We start from the raw sequence: 15,741 nt of genomic DNA on the forward strand, positions 1-15,741 counted from the left end.
TCATGATCAATACAACCGACACGACAAATAGTTCCGATAAAAACCCTTATCTTGGCTCACTAACCCTATTAACCTCGCTGTTTTTTATCTGGGGTTTTATAACCTGCTTGAATGATATTCTGATCCCGCATTTGAAAGCGGTGTTCACCTTAAATTACACCCAAGCCATGTTGGTTCAGTTTTGCTTTTTTACCGCCTATTTTGTCGTATCCGTTCCCAGCGGCTATTTAGTTAAAAGAATCGATTACAAAGGCGGCATCATTACCGGGTTAGCCATAGCGGGTGTGGGCTGTTTGCTGTTTTATCCGGCCGCAAGTCTGCATTCCTATCCGTTATTTTTGGCGGCGTTCTTTGTGTTGGCCTCCGGCATTACCTTGTTGCAGGTTGCCGCAAATCCGTATGTCACCATTTTAGGCAAGCCGGAAACCGCCTCCAGCCGATTGACCCTGACGCAAGCATTCAATTCGCTGGGTACGACTATTGCCCCTTATCTTGGCGCGTTATTTATCCTTGCCACTGCCGTTAAAACGGCGGATGACATTGAGCTGCTTAACGCCGACCAGTTATCGGTTTATCAAGCCGCTCAAGCGGCGGCGGTGCAAATCCCTTATTTGTTGCTGGCTGCGGCTTTGTTTTTTATGGCTGTCGTTTTTGCCCTGATCAAATTACCCAAGATTGAAGCGACCGAAACGCAGGTTTCGGGTGTTGATGATATTCATGATAGCGCCTGGAGCTACAAGCATCTGGTACTGGGAGCAATCGGCATTTTTGTTTATGTCGGCGGGGAAGTGTCCATCGGCAGTTTTCTGATTAATTTTCTGGGCGAGCCTTCCATTGCCGGATTGGCAGAACGTGATGCCGGAAAGTACGTGTCGTTTTATTGGGGCGGCGCCATGATCGGGCGATTTATCGGCGCGGCAGTCATGCAAAAAATCCAACCCGGCAAAGCGCTTACGGTTAGCGCGGTAACTGCGGCGCTGTTGGTTTTAATGACTATCTTTAGCAATGGACAGGTTGCGATGTGGACGATTCTTTCGGTCGGGCTATTTAACTCGATCATGTTTCCCACTATTTTTTCACTCGCAGTTAGCGGCTTGGGCAAACACACCGGGCAGGGGTCTGGGATCTTGTGCGCGGCAATAGTTGGCGGCGCTATTCTTCCTGTCGTGCAAGGGCTATTCGCTGACCGGATCGGCATACAGCAGGCGTTTTTTATTCCGGTACTTTGCTATGGCTACATCGCTTATTACGGCTGGCGGGGTTGCAAATACAGTGCAGTGCTGCGCTTGCCGGGCTAGGAATTGGGTGGATGGTATTAGGAGTGAGATAAAGCAGGGCACCCGAAAGTGCCCTGAAAGAAATCGCATGAAGAGTTGCTTACATAAGTTTTCTTAAATCGGCAAAATCTTTAGCCGCTTGTGCTAAATGCTCTTTTGCCGCGTTTAAATCACCTGATTTAGAGGCAAGGCGTGCTTTTTTCAAATGACCATTAGCGCGTTGACGTCTAACGTCAAGAGTATCGCTCACCTCCACTTCTTTAACTAAATCAGCAGCCGTCCTGATTAAATCCATAACTTCTTCCTGAGTAGAGCCACCTTCAATAGCCTGAGATGCTTCAGCAACTTTTGCCGATACATTATCAACAGCGACCTCAGCAGCGCCTGCTACAGCTATAGACGAAATGCCCGCAGTAGAAACGGCAATAAAAAGACTTAAGGTCATATTTTTTAAAAGTTTCATGGGTTGGAATCCTCGTGTTGTTTTATATTTATAGTTATATTTATGAATAGATAGCGAATCGCTATCTATCGGTTTTTATTCTACCATGAAATAAATATGTGATTGCATCAAGTATCATTAGCTGCACCTATGAAAAAGGCGGCAGTCTTGATATTTCAGGTTTGAATTGTTTTTAAGCGGCACAAATCAATGACACTTCAATCGACGGGGGGCGGATCTCGTAAGAAAACTTATCATTTCTTCAGGGTGAAAGTCCTTGCTTGGATTTCAAGGGCATAAGTTCACAAGGCCTAATCAGTTACCCGTATTGGGAGTTGTTGCGTTTCCTGCGAACAGGGGTGATGTTTGTCGCACAAAGCCTGTTCGTACAGTTGCTCGAACCGACTTATTCTGCCCATAGTTACTACGGAATGAGATATAAATTAGCTTAGCGTTGGCGCTGATGTGTTAATCGTAAGTAGAAAAAAGGCATCCGAAGATGCCTTTTTTAGTCTGCTTAGTCGTAGCTGTAATGCTTACGCAATTGCTTAACGACTTGCCATTGGCTGTTCAGACCTGCCGGAAAAACAACCAGGTCGCCAGGCAAAATGCGCACAGGTTCGCCGCCTTCCGGTGTTACCAAAATCTCGCCTTCCAGAATATACGCAGTTTCTGTTTCGTCAAAGTCGATCGGGAACTCGGATATTTCTTTCTCCCAAATCTCCCAACTTGCCACACCTAACTCTTTCAGACGTTCTTCACTGGGCTTATGTTCAATCGTAATTTTCGGCATGTGCTTCCTAAATGTAAAAGTAATCGGAGACTGATTTTAGCATTTTTCGGAAGAAACCAACATCATGCTTAAGCCAAGCGACTGGGTGGTAAGCGGTTAGTCCCCTTTTAGCAAAATAGGGTTAGCAGAGATTTAATTAGGCGTAGGCTGGAATAAGACATCCAAGCGCGTAGCGCGAGGTGGCGTTTCCGGCGAATCCGGGTAGTGCCTGCATAGCATCAATTCTGGAATATCATAAAAACTGCGGCAAATCACACACTGATTATGTGATTTGCCGGCTTTTATTTTTTTATAGTTCATAAGGCTTCATAAATAGCCGTAACTTTTTGATAAATAATTAACTATTGTAGATGGTTCGATTATTGCTTTTCTTTTTGTGTTTCTTGCCTGCTAATACCCGAAATTAGTTAGCCAGTAATGATTATTCAGTTATTTAACAATTAAGAAGAGAAAGAAAATATGAAACTATCTCAACGTTACGCTGTGCCTTTTTTATTGGGGTTAGTTAGCGCGTTACTATCAACACACGCTGTTGCTATGGGTGGCATGGGGGGTGGATGTATGATGGGCTGTACGACTACGCCAACGGTCATTGATCCGCCACGCGGGGCGGCATTTCAAGACCCTGTGACCATGCCCAATATTTCGACTATACCCGGTATTGTCGAAGTCAATATGGAAGCCAAAGTTGCACCGATTAACATTAACGGGGTGACGGCTAATTTAATGACCTATAACGGTACTTATCCCGCCCCGACTATTAAGGTAAAAAAAGGGGACCTATTAAAAGTTCACTTTAAAAACTCGTTGCCTTATACGGGCTTGAATATGATGGGAGATGCCCGCGATTTGACCAATCTGCATACGCACGGTTTGCATGTTTCTCCAGAAGGTAATTCTGATAATACGATGCTCAGCTTGATGTCGGGAGAGTTGTTCGATTATGAATATGACTTGTCCCTGCATCCCGGAGGCAACCTTAATTTTTATCACCCGCATCGTCACGGTAATACTGCTGAACAAATGTGGGGCGGTATGGCGGGCGCGTTAGAAGTTGCTGATGAAACACCGGCTTTAGCGGCTTATGAAACGCATATCATGATGCTGAAAGACATTAGTTTGGATGGCGCAGTCCCTGCCGCGCATACTATGGATGATTTTATGAGTGGCAAGGAAGGCAATGTCATGATGGTTAACGGCAAAGTCAATCCGGTGCTGAACATGAAACCCGGGCAGGTGCAACGCTGGAAAATCGTCAATGCCAGCAATGCACGGTTTTATAAACTGAGTTTGGGCAGCCATAACTTGCAGGTGATAGGCTCAGACGGCGGCTTGCTGAATAAGCCTTACGCGCAAAGCTCAATATTATTATCACCGGGTGAACGTGTTGATGTCATGGTCAAAGTCTCAACTACCAAAGGCTATTACAAATTGCTGTCCAATCCTTATGACCGCGGTATGAGCATGATGAGTGGTGGCGGCAGTCAACAAATTACCTTATTAACAGTCAACGTTACCGGTACGGCGGTCACTAATAGTATTCCCGGCACTATTAACGCTAGTGCGGTAAAACTGGCTGTACCCGCAGGCACGCCGACGCGGCAGATTACCCTGAGTATGGGTATGATGGGCGGCATGGAAGCTTATATTAATGGTATAGCGTTTTCGGAAACGAATGCCTATACCGCGCATTCCAGCGTGAACACCTATGAAATATGGGAAGTTTTCAATCAGAGTATGATGGATCATCCTTTCCATCAGCATGTCAATCCGGCCCAGGTGATTTCGATTAGCGGCGGCGACAGCGCCTATAAATCGCTTTATACCACCAGCCCAGCATGGAAAGACACCGTCATTGTTCCTAAAGGCGGCAGCGTTAAATTGCTCGTGCCTATTAAAGACTATACGGGAATAACCATGTTCCATTGCCATATTCTCGAACATGAAGATATTGGCATGATGGGGCTTTGGGATATTCGGTAATTTTTGATGATTTTGTAGTGGTCGATTTTTCTCGGATTTATGGAAAAACTATCCGTAATTAATTAGACCACTACAAACCGCATCAATCGAGTAACGCGAACGGTTCGTTTCTCACCACACCCTACTGTACTACCCATCCTACCTACCGTGCTGTCGATCAACTTGCCTTGCTACAGTTTTCTATTTTGTCGGTGACAGTTTGAAATAATTTGTAGGCACCTTCAATATGGCGCGATGCTTCCTCTGCAGCATTAAGAGATAAACCGTTTATTGACTTTATATTGGTGAAATTGAATATCAGTGACTTATCATCTATTGACGAGGTAAGTGAGTAGCGAATTTCAAATGGCACGGTGATGCTACTAATGATTAGGGTGAATGTTCCTTTCCCTTGCATCACAATGCTTTTTCGTTTTTTGTTTATGATTGGTAAGACACCAGTTGATGACACTTCCTGAACCATACAGGATTGAAGATCATCCACTGACTCTGGTGCAAAATTTTTTCTTATTTTTACGGATTCTAAAATAGGCCCGAGATCTGTAGTTCCAAGTGTTATATCTGGATTATTTTTTGCATAATTAGTCGGAGGGAACGGAGTTGTTGAACATCCCGTAATTATTAATGTTGCGATTAATCCTAAAATTGTTTTTTGCATATTTATCCAATAATTTAAGTTAGCGAATACGACCCGCGTGACGATTGAAGAATACCCGCATCAAAGGGGTCAGGTCTTGCATTATCACATTAAAAACAAAAAGAGCTGTACTGTATGTGATTTTGCAAGACCTGACCCCATTTGCCATGTGACCCCATTTACCATGACCCCATTTGCCATCTTCACAGACATCAGACATGACAGTTAAAAAGTTTTCTCTGTCTGAGTTCAGTTCATAAATTACTTTCTGGCGATTACCCCGTGAAGTAACGTGGTATAACGCACCGGAAAACTCAAGTCTAAGAGGTCTCGCCATCTCCGCTCTCCTGTTACTTTTCCACAAGCTTAATGGAACAAGCATCATAAATCAAAGACCTGGCCCTGCTGAGGTTCTTAGCCTGTTCTCTACTCTACCTGAGGTTTCTTCAATCTAACCTTATTCGTTAGGCACTGATAAAACCACCAACTTTTCACTCATCTTTAAATTGACGTGGATCTGGCGTATAGGCCTGCCTTGTAAATACATCACTAGCTGTAGGGCTATCAGCTAAATTAAGTTTATCAAATGCATTTTTTAGTTGTTCCTCAAGATGTTTTACTCGAAGTTCAATATGAGGGCGAACCGAGGAGAGATTCCCTTCGTATCCACCTGCTACTAAAGTTATTCCATCTGTAGGCCAATCTAATGTACTTACAAATAGTTCTTTTCGAAATTCTGGTTGCGCATGAACAGTGCCAGGTCGTAGAGTACAATACCAAGCAGTGATTGGATCAATTTTAAACCCCGTAAGCCAACTCAAGGTTCCAAGTGCAGCGCTACCTCGAGATACAACAAAATCAGCTCTTTGTGCCAGATGATCAGCAACATTTCTAAGATCTCGGAATGGCTTTAGCGCTTCCTCCAAGGTTACGACACCCGGCTTCGGTGGTGAAAAAGATATACCAGGCATTTGCAAATAGAGCATTCGAAATCGATCAATTGCATCAACCATTGCCCAAGCATCGAGAAAAGCCTGCGATGACATATCAGGTACCTCTGAAGAACTAGGAGGCTGTAAGGCAGCTCTAGTCAACGTATCTCTAAGTCGTCCATATGCTAAATCTATTATCTCTACTGCGTGTCGAATGCCATCTATAAATAGAGCTTGCTTGGGGTTTATTGCAGCCGGCACTCGCCTAAGTATTGAGTCTTCATTGAGCATAAGAATTTGTGCCTTTTATTGCCTAACGTTAAGTAGACACCTAAGCAGGTGTATATTAAATTTAAATTACCGGGATAAATCGGTATCCAGCCGTGCCGCACTAAAATTAACCAACAATCCGACCAATCAACTCCCCCAACTTAACCGTCTTCCCCGCTTTAAACTCGGCATCCCACTGCGCCTTATCCTTGCCAAACAAAACAATAATCGTAGAGCCCATATTAAACCGCCCCATTTCTTCGCCGATTTTCAATGTGGGCGCATCATCGCCATACTGCCAGCTTTGCACCGAACTGATGCTAGGCGGCGTGACCACGCCATGCCAGACGGTTTCTACGCTGGACACAAAAATTGCGCCGACCAGTATCAAGGCCATCGGGCCTGAATCGGTGTCGAATATGGCGGCGACGCGCTCATTTCTGGCGAATAGTCCGGGGACGGAATTGACGGTCGCCGGATTAACGCTGAACAAGCGGCCGGGGATATGCACCATTTCCCTTAAGGTGCCGGTCAACGGCATGTGCAGGCGGTGATAGTCTTTGGGTGACAGGTAAATGGTGGTGAATATGCCGTCATTAAACGGTTCGGCACGGGTCGCATCGCCGCCCAACAAATCGGTCGCGGTAAAGCTTTTGCCTTTGGCCTGGAAGATTTCGCCGTCGGTAATATCTCCGGCCTGGCTGACTGCGCCGTCGGCAGGGCAGGCAATGGCGTTGGTTTCGGTGCTCAGCGGTCTAACACTAGGTTTTAGTTTGCGGGTGAAAAAATCGTTAAAGCTAAGGTAGGCATTGATGTCCGGCTCCAGCGCTTCATCCATATTGACGCCGTAATGCCTGATAATCTGTTTGATAAACAGGTTTTTCCACGCCTTGTTTTCGCAGTGAGTCAATTTGCTCATTATTTGGGACAGGGCATGATGGGGCAACATGTATTGGGGCAGGGTGGTCAGGGCTTCTTTGATGTTCATGGATTATGACTGTCGGGTGTTTTGCCGCTTAAGAAATACGCAAAGGCGATGACTTCGGCGACGGCAACATAAAGTTCATTGGGGATTTCATCGCCTAACGGAATTTGAGCCAGAATTCTTGCCAGTTCCGGCTCGGTTTGCAGCGGTATTCCGTGCTCTTTGGCGATGGCGAGAATTTGATCTGCGGTAAGACCCGAGCCTTTGGCGACAACCTTGGGCGCGTTCTTGCCGTCGTATTTTAACGCGACGGCAAGATCGGTGGTGTAGTAGGTCTTAGGCATGATGATTCAACTTAGAAAAATCATTTTGTCCACGAAAAAACACGAAAGGCACGAAAAATACAATACGTTTGTGTTTTTTGTGTTTTTGGTGGATTCATTATCAAATGACTTAAGGCAGTGTAACCAGTTCCGGCGCTTGCCAATCGGGATTTCTGTGTTCTACGATGACGCTGGTGTAGATGCCGCCGCGCACGTTAAATTCGGCGCGGATACGCATAAAATTGGGCGCTATGGCTTTAACGATATCATCGAGGATTTCGTTAGTGACCGCTTCATGGAAGGCGCCTTGATCCCGGAATGCCCACATATATAATTTAAGCGCTTTCAGTTCGACGCACAGTGCCCCGGGTACGTATTCGATCTGGATAGTGGCGAAATCCGGTTGGCCTGTTTTTGGGCACAAGCAGGTGAATTCGGGTACGTCGATGCGGATGGTGTAGTCACGATTGGGGTTAGGATTGTCGAAAGTTTCCAGATCTTTGCTTGGTTGTGTAGTCATTTTTTGCTTATCTTTTATAGTTAAAGTGAGTTTTGTACCAAAATCAGGTGCATTAGGCGAAAAAATTCGATACTTGGTTAATTATCGTTAATAATAGCCGACTATTTTAATTCAACTGTCGGGATATTCATACCAGTACTATGTTTGTTTCAATCCACAGTCGATCTCATCTGTCGACTGACAGTCACTGACAGATAGAGGCCAGTGGGTTTGCTCTCCCCATGAGGTTAAGGTTGCTCGGTAGCGATCTGAAACAGGGGGTTACCAACAGGATAGCGATGCGAGTGCATGGCTGTCAAACTTAAATAATTCCCCAGAAGGGGAGGTTTCAGACCCGCAAGGACATTGATGAAACTGGAAAAAATCAAGCTTTCGGGTTTCAAATCCTTTGTTGATACCACGGTCATACCGATCAGCGGTAACCTGACCGCCATTGTCGGGCCGAATGGCTGCGGCAAGTCCAATATTATTGACGCAGTGCGCTGGGTGATGGGCGAAAGTTCGGCCAAACATTTGCGCGGCGGCAGTATGGCTGACGTGATCTTTAACGGCTCATCGGGACGGAAACCGGTCAGTACGGCTTCGGTCGAGCTGGTTTTTAACAACACCGAAGGCAAGCTGGGCGGCGAATATTCGCAATACGATACTATCGCGATCAAACGCCAGGTCAGTCGTGACGGTACCTCGGTGTTTATGCTGAACGGTTCGCGTTGCCGTCGTAAGGATATCACCGACATCTTTTTGGGTACCGGCTTAGGTTCGCGCAGTTATGCGATTATCGAGCAGGGCACCATTTCCCGCATGGTTGAAGCCAAGCCGGATGACTTAAGGGTTCATATCGAGGAAGCGGCGGGCGTATCCAAGTACAAGGAACGCCGCAGTGAAACCGAAACCCGGATGAGGCATACCCGCGAGAATCTGGAGCGGCTGGACGATTTGCGCGACGAAGTCGAAAAACAAATCAAGCATCTGCAAAAGCAAGCCGAAAAAGCCGAAAAATATACCGGTCTTAAAAAACAGGAACGCCAATTCAAGGTAGAGTTGCTGGCGATGCGTTGGAATACGTATCATCAGGCCGCAAAGCAACTGGATGAAAAATTGCAGGCGGTGGCTCACGAACATAACCGCCTGTTTGTCGCGTTGCGCGACATCGATAGCAACATCGAAGCCAAACGCGAGGCATATAAGACTCAGCTGCAGCAGACCAACAGCTCACAGGGCGATTATTACCAGATTGTCGCCGAAGTCAGCGGTCTTGAGCAGACCATCAAGCACAGCGAAAGCAGTCGCGAACAAAGCGCCGTTGAAATTAACCGCTTACGCCAGCAGGCAGACCAGTCGTTAACAGAACTCGAAGCCGATGTGCAGCAATTGGAACAGATCAAAGAGGCTCTGTTTGAAGCGGAAGAAACGCTAATTGTTGCCGAGGAAAGGCAGGAAGACGTTTTATACGGCCAGCAGGAAGTGCAGCAGCAAAAAAGTGTCTGGCAGGCGCAGTGGGAAGCGTACCGGACGACCAGTGCCAGCTATAAAGAGCAGGCCGAGGTGCAGCGGGTAAAAACCGTGCAGCTGGAAAACCAGAATCGCCAGCTGCAAATCCGTCTGGATAAGTTGCACGGCGAGCGTAGTGAGCTGGAGTCCAACGATTTGCAAAGCGAGATCGAATCGCTGGATAGCGGCATCGAAATCATTGAGACGCAGCGCGAGGAGTTGCACCAGCAGCTTGAAGACCGGCATCAGCAGATACGCGAGCTGCGGCAGCAGGTCAAGCGGTATCATGAAGCATTGCATACGCGCCGCTCGGAAATGCAAAGCGTCAAAGGCAAAATCACCTCGCTGGAATTATTGCAGCAACATGCGATGGGGAAGGATAACAAGCAGCTGAGTGCCTGGCTGGCGTCCGTGGATTTGGTCGAAAACCGGCGACTTGCCGAGTTTCTGGATGTGCAAGCAGGCTGGGATACGGCGGTTGAAACGGTGTTGGGCAGTTACCTTGAGGCGATTTGCATTGAGAGCGCCGACCAGATTATTCCGGGCTTGCAGCGTTTGACCGATGAATCGTTAATGCTGATTGAGACCCAATCTGTGGGGGCGACGCAAGGCGCCCAGCGGGCAGAATGGGCGCCTTGCGTCGCCCCCACAAACTTGCTGGATAAGGTAAAAGCGCCGTGGGATTTGAGCAATTTACTGGCCGGGATTTACTGCGTCGATGATGCCGAAACGGCGAGAGCTTTATCCGCCCAACTGCAAGCCTATGAATCGGTCATCACCCCGGACGGCACCTGGTTCGGCTCCGGCTGGATCAGAATCATCCGCGCCAAAGACAGCAAAACCGGGGTGTTGCAACGCGAAAAAGACTTGCGCCTGTTAAAGCAACGGCAACAAGAATTGCATGTCGACATTGAGACCTTTGAAGACCAGCTGGAAACCGCCGAAACCGGCTTGAAAGATGCCGAAGTCACGCGAGAGTCGATACAGCAGCAGGACAACAACTTAGGTGCTGAGCTGTCGGTCAAAAGCGCCGAATTCAGCGCGCAATCTGCCAGACTCGAGCATCAACAACGCCGACTGGATCAGGTTTGTAACGATATTGACGAGTTAAGCCGCGAGACCGCTGACAATGCCGAGACTCTCGCCGAAGCCCAGTTGTCGCTCGAACAGGCCGAGCAGAGCATGTCCGAACAGGAGCAAAAAAAACAAACTCTGGACGCGTTAAATCAGGACTTGCAATCCCGGCAACAGCGTATCGATCAAGCCGCCAATGAAGCCAGACTACAGGTTTACAGCCTCAAGTCGCAGATGGAATCGCTGCGTTCTTCCGAAACTTTAACCGGCAAACAGCTGGACCGTTTAAAGCTGCAACATCAACAATCGGTTGAACGCATCGCCGATCTGGAGCTTAATCTGCAACAAACGTTGACGCCAATGGCTGACGAAAAAAAGCAGCTGGAGCAGAAGGTTGTCGATAAGGAACGGTTGGAGAGTCGACTGAAACAACAACGCCAGCTCCAGGAAGATCTTGAAGCTCAAATAACCGGGCTATCCGAAGAGCATATCCGGACACAGCGCGCCTTGGAACAGCAAAAAGAAGCGCTGGATACGATTCGTTTTGAATTGCAGGAAAGCAAGGTACGATCACAAACCGTCAACGAGCAGCTTAACGAAATCGATGCAGATGTCGAATTGGTGTTGCAAAGCTTGCCGGAACAGGCCGAAGAACAGCGCTGGAAAACAACGGTTGACGACTTGTTGGCTCAAATCGAAAGATTAGGTACCATTAACCTGACCGCGATAGAAGAATACAAGGCGCAGTCCGAGCGGATGAATTTTCTGAATGAGCAACATGCCGATTTAATCGAGGCATTGCAGACGCTGGATCAGGCTATCAGCAAGATCGATAAAGAAAGTCGGCTGCGTTTTAAGGAAACGTTCGATAAAATAAACACCGGTTTGCAGGAAAAATTTCCTAAATTATTCGGCGGCGGTCATGCTTATCTGGAATTGACCGATCAGGATGAATTGGAAGCGGGGGTCAATATTATTGCCAGGCCTCCCGGTAAGAAAAACAGCTCCATACATTTGTTGTCCGGTGGAGAGAAAGCATTAACGGCTGTAGCCTTGGTGTTTTCGATATTCGAACTTAATCCGGCGCCGTTTTGTTTGCTGGACGAAGTCGATGCACCGCTCGATGACGCTAATGTGGGACGGTTTTCAAAAATGGTCGAAGAGATGTCGGCATCTGTGCAGTTTTTGTATATTTCCCATAACAAAGTAACTATGGAAATTGCAAAACAGCTGGCAGGTGTTACTATGAAAGAGCCGGGCGTGTCCCGGATGGTCGCAGTTGATATTGAAGAAGCAGTGAGTCTGGCGGAAATCTAATGGATAAAGAAATATTAAGAATTGTAATTATTGCAACCGGTATGGTTGTCGTTATCGGCATGTTGGCTTGGACTTTTATAAAGCATAAGCAAGCCCGGGAAGGCATGGAAGTTTACGATGACGATGAGGTCGACTATGACGATGAACTGTCGGCTGCCGAAAGCCTTGGGGAAGACGACGATGATGATATGATCCCGCTGGCCGAGGCAAATAGCAGTATCGGCGCTCATCAGACGCATGATAAATCGGAGCGATATTATTATGAAGAAGATGACGATGATGATAATGATGATAATGATGATAATGATGATAATGATGATAATGATGATAATGATGATGATGGCTACCATGACCGTCAGCAGAATAAGCCTGTAGAGCCGCCGTCACGTGCTGCCGCACCGGCGATTATTCAGTTCAGCATTATTACCAAGGCGGATGAGGATTTTAACGGCGTTGATTTGATTGAAGCTTTTGAAATGGTCGGCCTTGAATACGGCAGTTTAAAAATATTTGAACGTCTGGATGAAAACCGTTTGGTCGATTATGGCGTGGCCTGTATTGTCGAGCCGGGCACTTTTCCGGATAAAGATTTAGATCAGTTTTACTGTCCCGGTATTGTATTTTTTATGCAGCCGGAAGCATTGGATGATGCACCGGCCGTTTTTGACGACTACGTAGAAACCATTCACTTGTTGGCCGATCAATTGGATGGCGTGATTCTTGACCATAGAAGACAGCCGCTGACCGATACGACCGTTCAGGCCATTCGGCAGAGTTTGTGACTTTATGATCGTAGGTCGGGTTAGCGGTAGCGTAACCCGACTTTTACGCTCAAATTGTCGGGTTACGCTACCGCTAACCCGACCTACAACTACAACGTTATTTTCTGTCCAGATTATATAAATGTCCTCCCTTAGCAAAACCCAGTTAAAGATTCTTAAGCAAGCCGACCTGGAATCAACCCACTTATCTCCTGAGCGTATCGCTCAAATCGCAACACAGGCCAACCTCAATCAACTGACCGACGACCAGCTGCATGAGTTTTTGCAAGTGTGCAATGCCCTGTACCGTAGCGGTGAACCGTTTATTTCCGATGCGGATTATGACTTCATTTTCCTGGCAGAACTGCAAAAACGCCACCCGCAGCATCCGTATTTAGAAACCGTTGAACCGGAAGTCGGCTTTATCGGCAAGACCATCGTGTTGCCGGAACCTATGCTCTCGACGGACAAAACCTACAGCAAAAGCGGCATTGAAAAATGGCTGTCGCGACTGGAAAAAGCCGCTGACGACTGCATGGATGCAGGAGGTAGAGCAATGCAGGGAGCAATTGCCGAGGACTGTAATGTGGGTTTTTCCACCCTGATGATCCGGGCCACGCCCAAGCTGGACGGCTATGCGGCTTACGATGACGGAAAAATACTGTATACGCGCGGCGATGGCCGCAAAGGCACCGATATTAGCCGGGTTTTCGAGCGCGGCTTGAAAGTCGGCGGCAATGGCAAGCGAGGGCAAGGCGCAGGTGAAATCGTAGTCAGCCAAACTTATTTCAACAGCCATTTGGCCGATTATTTTGAAAATTCCCGGAATTTTCAGGCCAGTATCATTAAAGAAAAAGAGCTGGAGCAACACGCTTTAGACGCGATACAAAATCATGCGGCAGTTTTTTTTCCATTCTCCCAGTTACCCGCTTGGCAAGGCACGGCGGCCGAAGTGCTGACCGATTTCGACCATGTCATCGAAACAGTCTACACGTTAGTCGATTATGACGTGGACGGCGTCGTTTTCGAGCTGGTCGGCAATGACCAGTTGAAACAGTACCTAGGTGCAACGCGGCACCACCACCGCTGGCAAATCGCCTATAAAAGCAATGTCGAAACCGCCGAAGTGATCGTGCTGAAAGTCACCCCGCAAACCTCCCGTTCCGGCCGGGTCAATCCGGTTGCAGAACTGACGCCGACCAAACTTAGCGGCGCGGTGATTTCCAGGGCGACGGCTCATCATTACGGCATGGTCAAGGAGCTGGGTATAGGTAAAGGTACATTGATTGAATTAACCCGTTCAGGCTTAGTGATACCCAAAATCGAGCGGGTCATTATTCCGAAAGAACCGCAAATCCCCCAGCATTGCCCCAGTTGCGGCAGCGAATTGGTTTGGGACGGCGATTATCTTTATTGCCTGAACACCACAAAATGCCCCGCGCAGATTGAAAACACCATCGAGCATTTTTTCAGAACCCTGGCGAATGTCGACGGTTTCGGGCAAAAAACCGTAGAAAAACTGCACGCTTCCGGCATCAACTCGGTTTATGCCGTTTATCAGCTGGATCTGGCGCAATTGCAGGACATGGGTTTTGGCGACAAAACCGCGCAAAACCTGCTCGAGCAATTGCAACGCAGCAAAACCGAAGCGATCGAAGACTGGCGCTTTCTGGGTGCTTTCGGCATTTACCGAATGGGGCTGGGCAATTGCGAACGCCTGCTGCAACATCATCATCTGATCGATATTTTCAAGCTGACTATTGAAGACGTAATGAATATCGAAGGTTTTGCCGAGAAAACCAGCGCCGCCGTGGTCGAATGTCTGGCAAAAATCAAAGCCGATTTCAGGCAAATCTACGATCTGGGTTTTAATTTGATCCCAACGCCGTTAATCGCCGATGAGCCGCAAAACATCAGCCCGATTTCCGGCAAAACCATCGTCTTTACCGGCACCATGATCCACGGCAAACGCGATGACATGAGCAAGGAAGCCAAGCGCTTGGGCGCAAAAGTGGGCAGCTCGGTTACCGGAAAAACCGATTTCCTGGTTACCGGTTCCGATGTGGGTGCCGCTAAAATTACTGCCGCTACGGAAAAGGGCGTGCAGGTGATCAGCGAAGAGGAATATTTGGCGTTGTTGAAGCAGTAAGTTTTAGAGCGTCGATTCGATGGTGTCGCATTTGTTTGTGCGGCATGTCCTGTTGCTGTAAATTAGGTTTAATAAAAACAAATCATTAGATGGGTTTATGAAGAATATACGACAAATTAGATTTTTTATACGACAATCAGTGTCGTATATATTACGTTGGGCATCTTACCTAGGAGAAGCGCATGATTAACGATAGGCAGAATGGATATGTTATTAACCACGGGGCTTTGCCAGAGAAGTTTCCAACGCAAGGACACGATGCACTATTTTGGGAGAGCCTTGGTCGTGCTGTTGCGACCTTTGGGTTTCTAGAAGAGGCATTAACGAAGGCGATTTTTTCGTTTACTGCAACAAAGCCATACGAGGAGCATGAACTTCAGCAGGCTTACGCCGAATGGCTTCCTAAACTAGAACGCACGCTGAGTGATACGCTTGGTAGCTTGATTGATACGTTTGGAAAGGCCGTACGCGATTATCCAAAGGCCATTATTGGCATCGATGAACTTCTTCTTGATCTACGAAATGCTTCAAAAATTCGGAACGTCCTTTGCCACGGGTCATGGCGATTGCCTGACTCTAATGGAGCCTCAGTTCCATTTTTTGTAAATCGCCAGAATGAGGTGTTTGAAACCGCTATAGATCACCTGTATATAAACCAAGTGCAAAGGCATGCTACTGATCTGGCATGTTCGGTTATCAATACAGTTACACATATGGGATGGCAGTTTCCCGGCTCAAATGGCCCTGGGAACGTTATCTGGAAAAATGATTGAGCCGAGACGCCCAACCTTGCATTCGAGAGGGACAGGCCAGAAGCGGCCTGCCCCTCAATTTTACGTTAGACCCG

The 15,741-nt window shown here is 47.4% G+C and carries 14 protein-coding genes; 6 read left to right on the forward strand and 8 right to left on the reverse strand.

Annotated features, from left to right (window positions below; translation table 11 throughout):
* Positions 1–2 precede the first annotated feature (2 nt).
* A complete protein-coding gene (gene fucP, locus ABXJ76_RS08255; RefSeq protein ID WP_432745934.1) occupies positions 3–1,298 on the forward strand; it encodes an L-fucose:H+ symporter permease in 1,296 nt (431 codons plus the stop codon).
* A 79-nt stretch (positions 1,299–1,377) separates the two neighbouring features.
* Here fucP and ABXJ76_RS08260 read toward each other — a convergent pair whose 3' ends face one another.
* From ABXJ76_RS08260 to ABXJ76_RS08270, 3 genes are all read right to left on the reverse strand, one after another.
* On the reverse strand, positions 1,378–1,740 hold the full coding sequence (locus ABXJ76_RS08260; RefSeq protein WP_432745935.1) for a hypothetical protein: 363 nt from the start codon (positions 1,738–1,740) through the stop codon (positions 1,378–1,380).
* Positions 1,741–2,236: 496 nt separating this feature from the next.
* Positions 2,237–2,512: a cupin domain-containing protein gene (locus tag ABXJ76_RS08265; protein WP_432745937.1), complete on the reverse strand. Its 276-nt coding sequence runs from the start codon at positions 2,510–2,512 to the stop codon at positions 2,237–2,239.
* 132 nt (positions 2,513–2,644) lie between these two features.
* Entirely contained in the window at positions 2,645–2,812 is a 168-nt protein-coding gene (locus ABXJ76_RS08270; protein ID WP_432745939.1) for a hypothetical protein, read from the reverse strand.
* Positions 2,813–2,971: 159 nt separating this feature from the next.
* Here ABXJ76_RS08270 and ABXJ76_RS08275 point away from each other — a divergent pair, with 159 nt between their 5' ends.
* Positions 2,972–4,495 carry a multicopper oxidase family protein gene (locus tag ABXJ76_RS08275; protein WP_432745941.1) on the forward strand — a complete coding sequence of 508 codons (1,524 nt, stop codon included), beginning with the start codon at positions 2,972–2,974 and terminating at the stop codon, positions 4,493–4,495.
* Positions 4,496–4,652: 157 nt separating this feature from the next.
* Here the strand turns inward: ABXJ76_RS08275 and ABXJ76_RS08280 are convergent, their stop codons facing one another.
* From ABXJ76_RS08280 to queF, 5 genes are all read right to left on the reverse strand, one after another.
* On the reverse strand, positions 4,653–5,153 hold the full coding sequence (locus ABXJ76_RS08280) for a hypothetical protein (RefSeq protein ID WP_432745943.1): 501 nt from the start codon (positions 5,151–5,153) through the stop codon (positions 4,653–4,655).
* A gap of 470 nt (positions 5,154–5,623) precedes the next feature.
* Positions 5,624–6,355, reverse strand: coding sequence for a hypothetical protein (locus ABXJ76_RS08285; RefSeq protein WP_432745945.1), 732 nt, complete (start codon positions 6,353–6,355; stop codon positions 5,624–5,626).
* Positions 6,356–6,461: 106 nt separating this feature from the next.
* Positions 6,462–7,322 carry an archaetidylserine decarboxylase gene (gene asd, locus ABXJ76_RS08290; protein WP_432745947.1) on the reverse strand — a complete coding sequence of 287 codons (861 nt, stop codon included), beginning with the start codon at positions 7,320–7,322 and terminating at the stop codon, positions 6,462–6,464.
* Entirely contained in the window at positions 7,319–7,603 is a 285-nt protein-coding gene (locus tag ABXJ76_RS08295) for an EscU/YscU/HrcU family type III secretion system export apparatus switch protein (protein ID WP_432745949.1), read from the reverse strand. Before ABXJ76_RS08295 ends, asd begins: the two co-directional genes overlap by 4 nt.
* A 109-nt stretch (positions 7,604–7,712) precedes the next feature.
* Positions 7,713–8,102, reverse strand: coding sequence for a preQ(1) synthase (gene queF, locus ABXJ76_RS08300; protein ID WP_432745951.1), 390 nt, complete (start codon positions 8,100–8,102; stop codon positions 7,713–7,715).
* 348 nt (positions 8,103–8,450) lie between these two features.
* On the opposite strand from queF, the gene smc reads away from it, so the two are divergent.
* The 4 genes from smc to ABXJ76_RS08320 all read left to right on the forward strand — a co-directional run bounded on the left by smc (position 8,451) and on the right by ABXJ76_RS08320 (position 15,667).
* A complete protein-coding gene (smc, locus tag ABXJ76_RS08305; RefSeq protein WP_432745953.1) occupies positions 8,451–11,984 on the forward strand; it encodes a chromosome segregation protein SMC in 3,534 nt (1,177 codons plus the stop codon).
* The gene (locus ABXJ76_RS08310) at positions 11,984–12,766 is read left to right on the forward strand and encodes a cell division protein ZipA C-terminal FtsZ-binding domain-containing protein (protein ID WP_432745955.1); all 783 of its coding nucleotides are present in this window, start codon (positions 11,984–11,986) and stop codon (positions 12,764–12,766) included. Before smc ends, ABXJ76_RS08310 begins: the two co-directional genes overlap by 1 nt.
* 121 nt (positions 12,767–12,887) lie before the next feature.
* Positions 12,888–14,894 (forward strand): helix-hairpin-helix domain-containing protein, encoded by a 2,007-nt coding sequence (locus ABXJ76_RS08315; RefSeq protein WP_432745957.1) that lies wholly within the window; start codon positions 12,888–12,890, stop codon positions 14,892–14,894.
* A 182-nt stretch (positions 14,895–15,076) separates the two neighbouring features.
* On the forward strand, positions 15,077–15,667 hold the full coding sequence (locus ABXJ76_RS08320) for a hypothetical protein (RefSeq protein ID WP_432745959.1): 591 nt from the start codon (positions 15,077–15,079) through the stop codon (positions 15,665–15,667).
* The last annotated feature ends 74 nt before the right edge of the window (positions 15,668–15,741 follow it).

The organism is Methylobacter arcticus (assembly GCF_050917435.1).
Lineage (GTDB): Bacteria > Pseudomonadota > Gammaproteobacteria > Methylococcales > Methylomonadaceae > Methylobacter_A > Methylobacter_A titanis.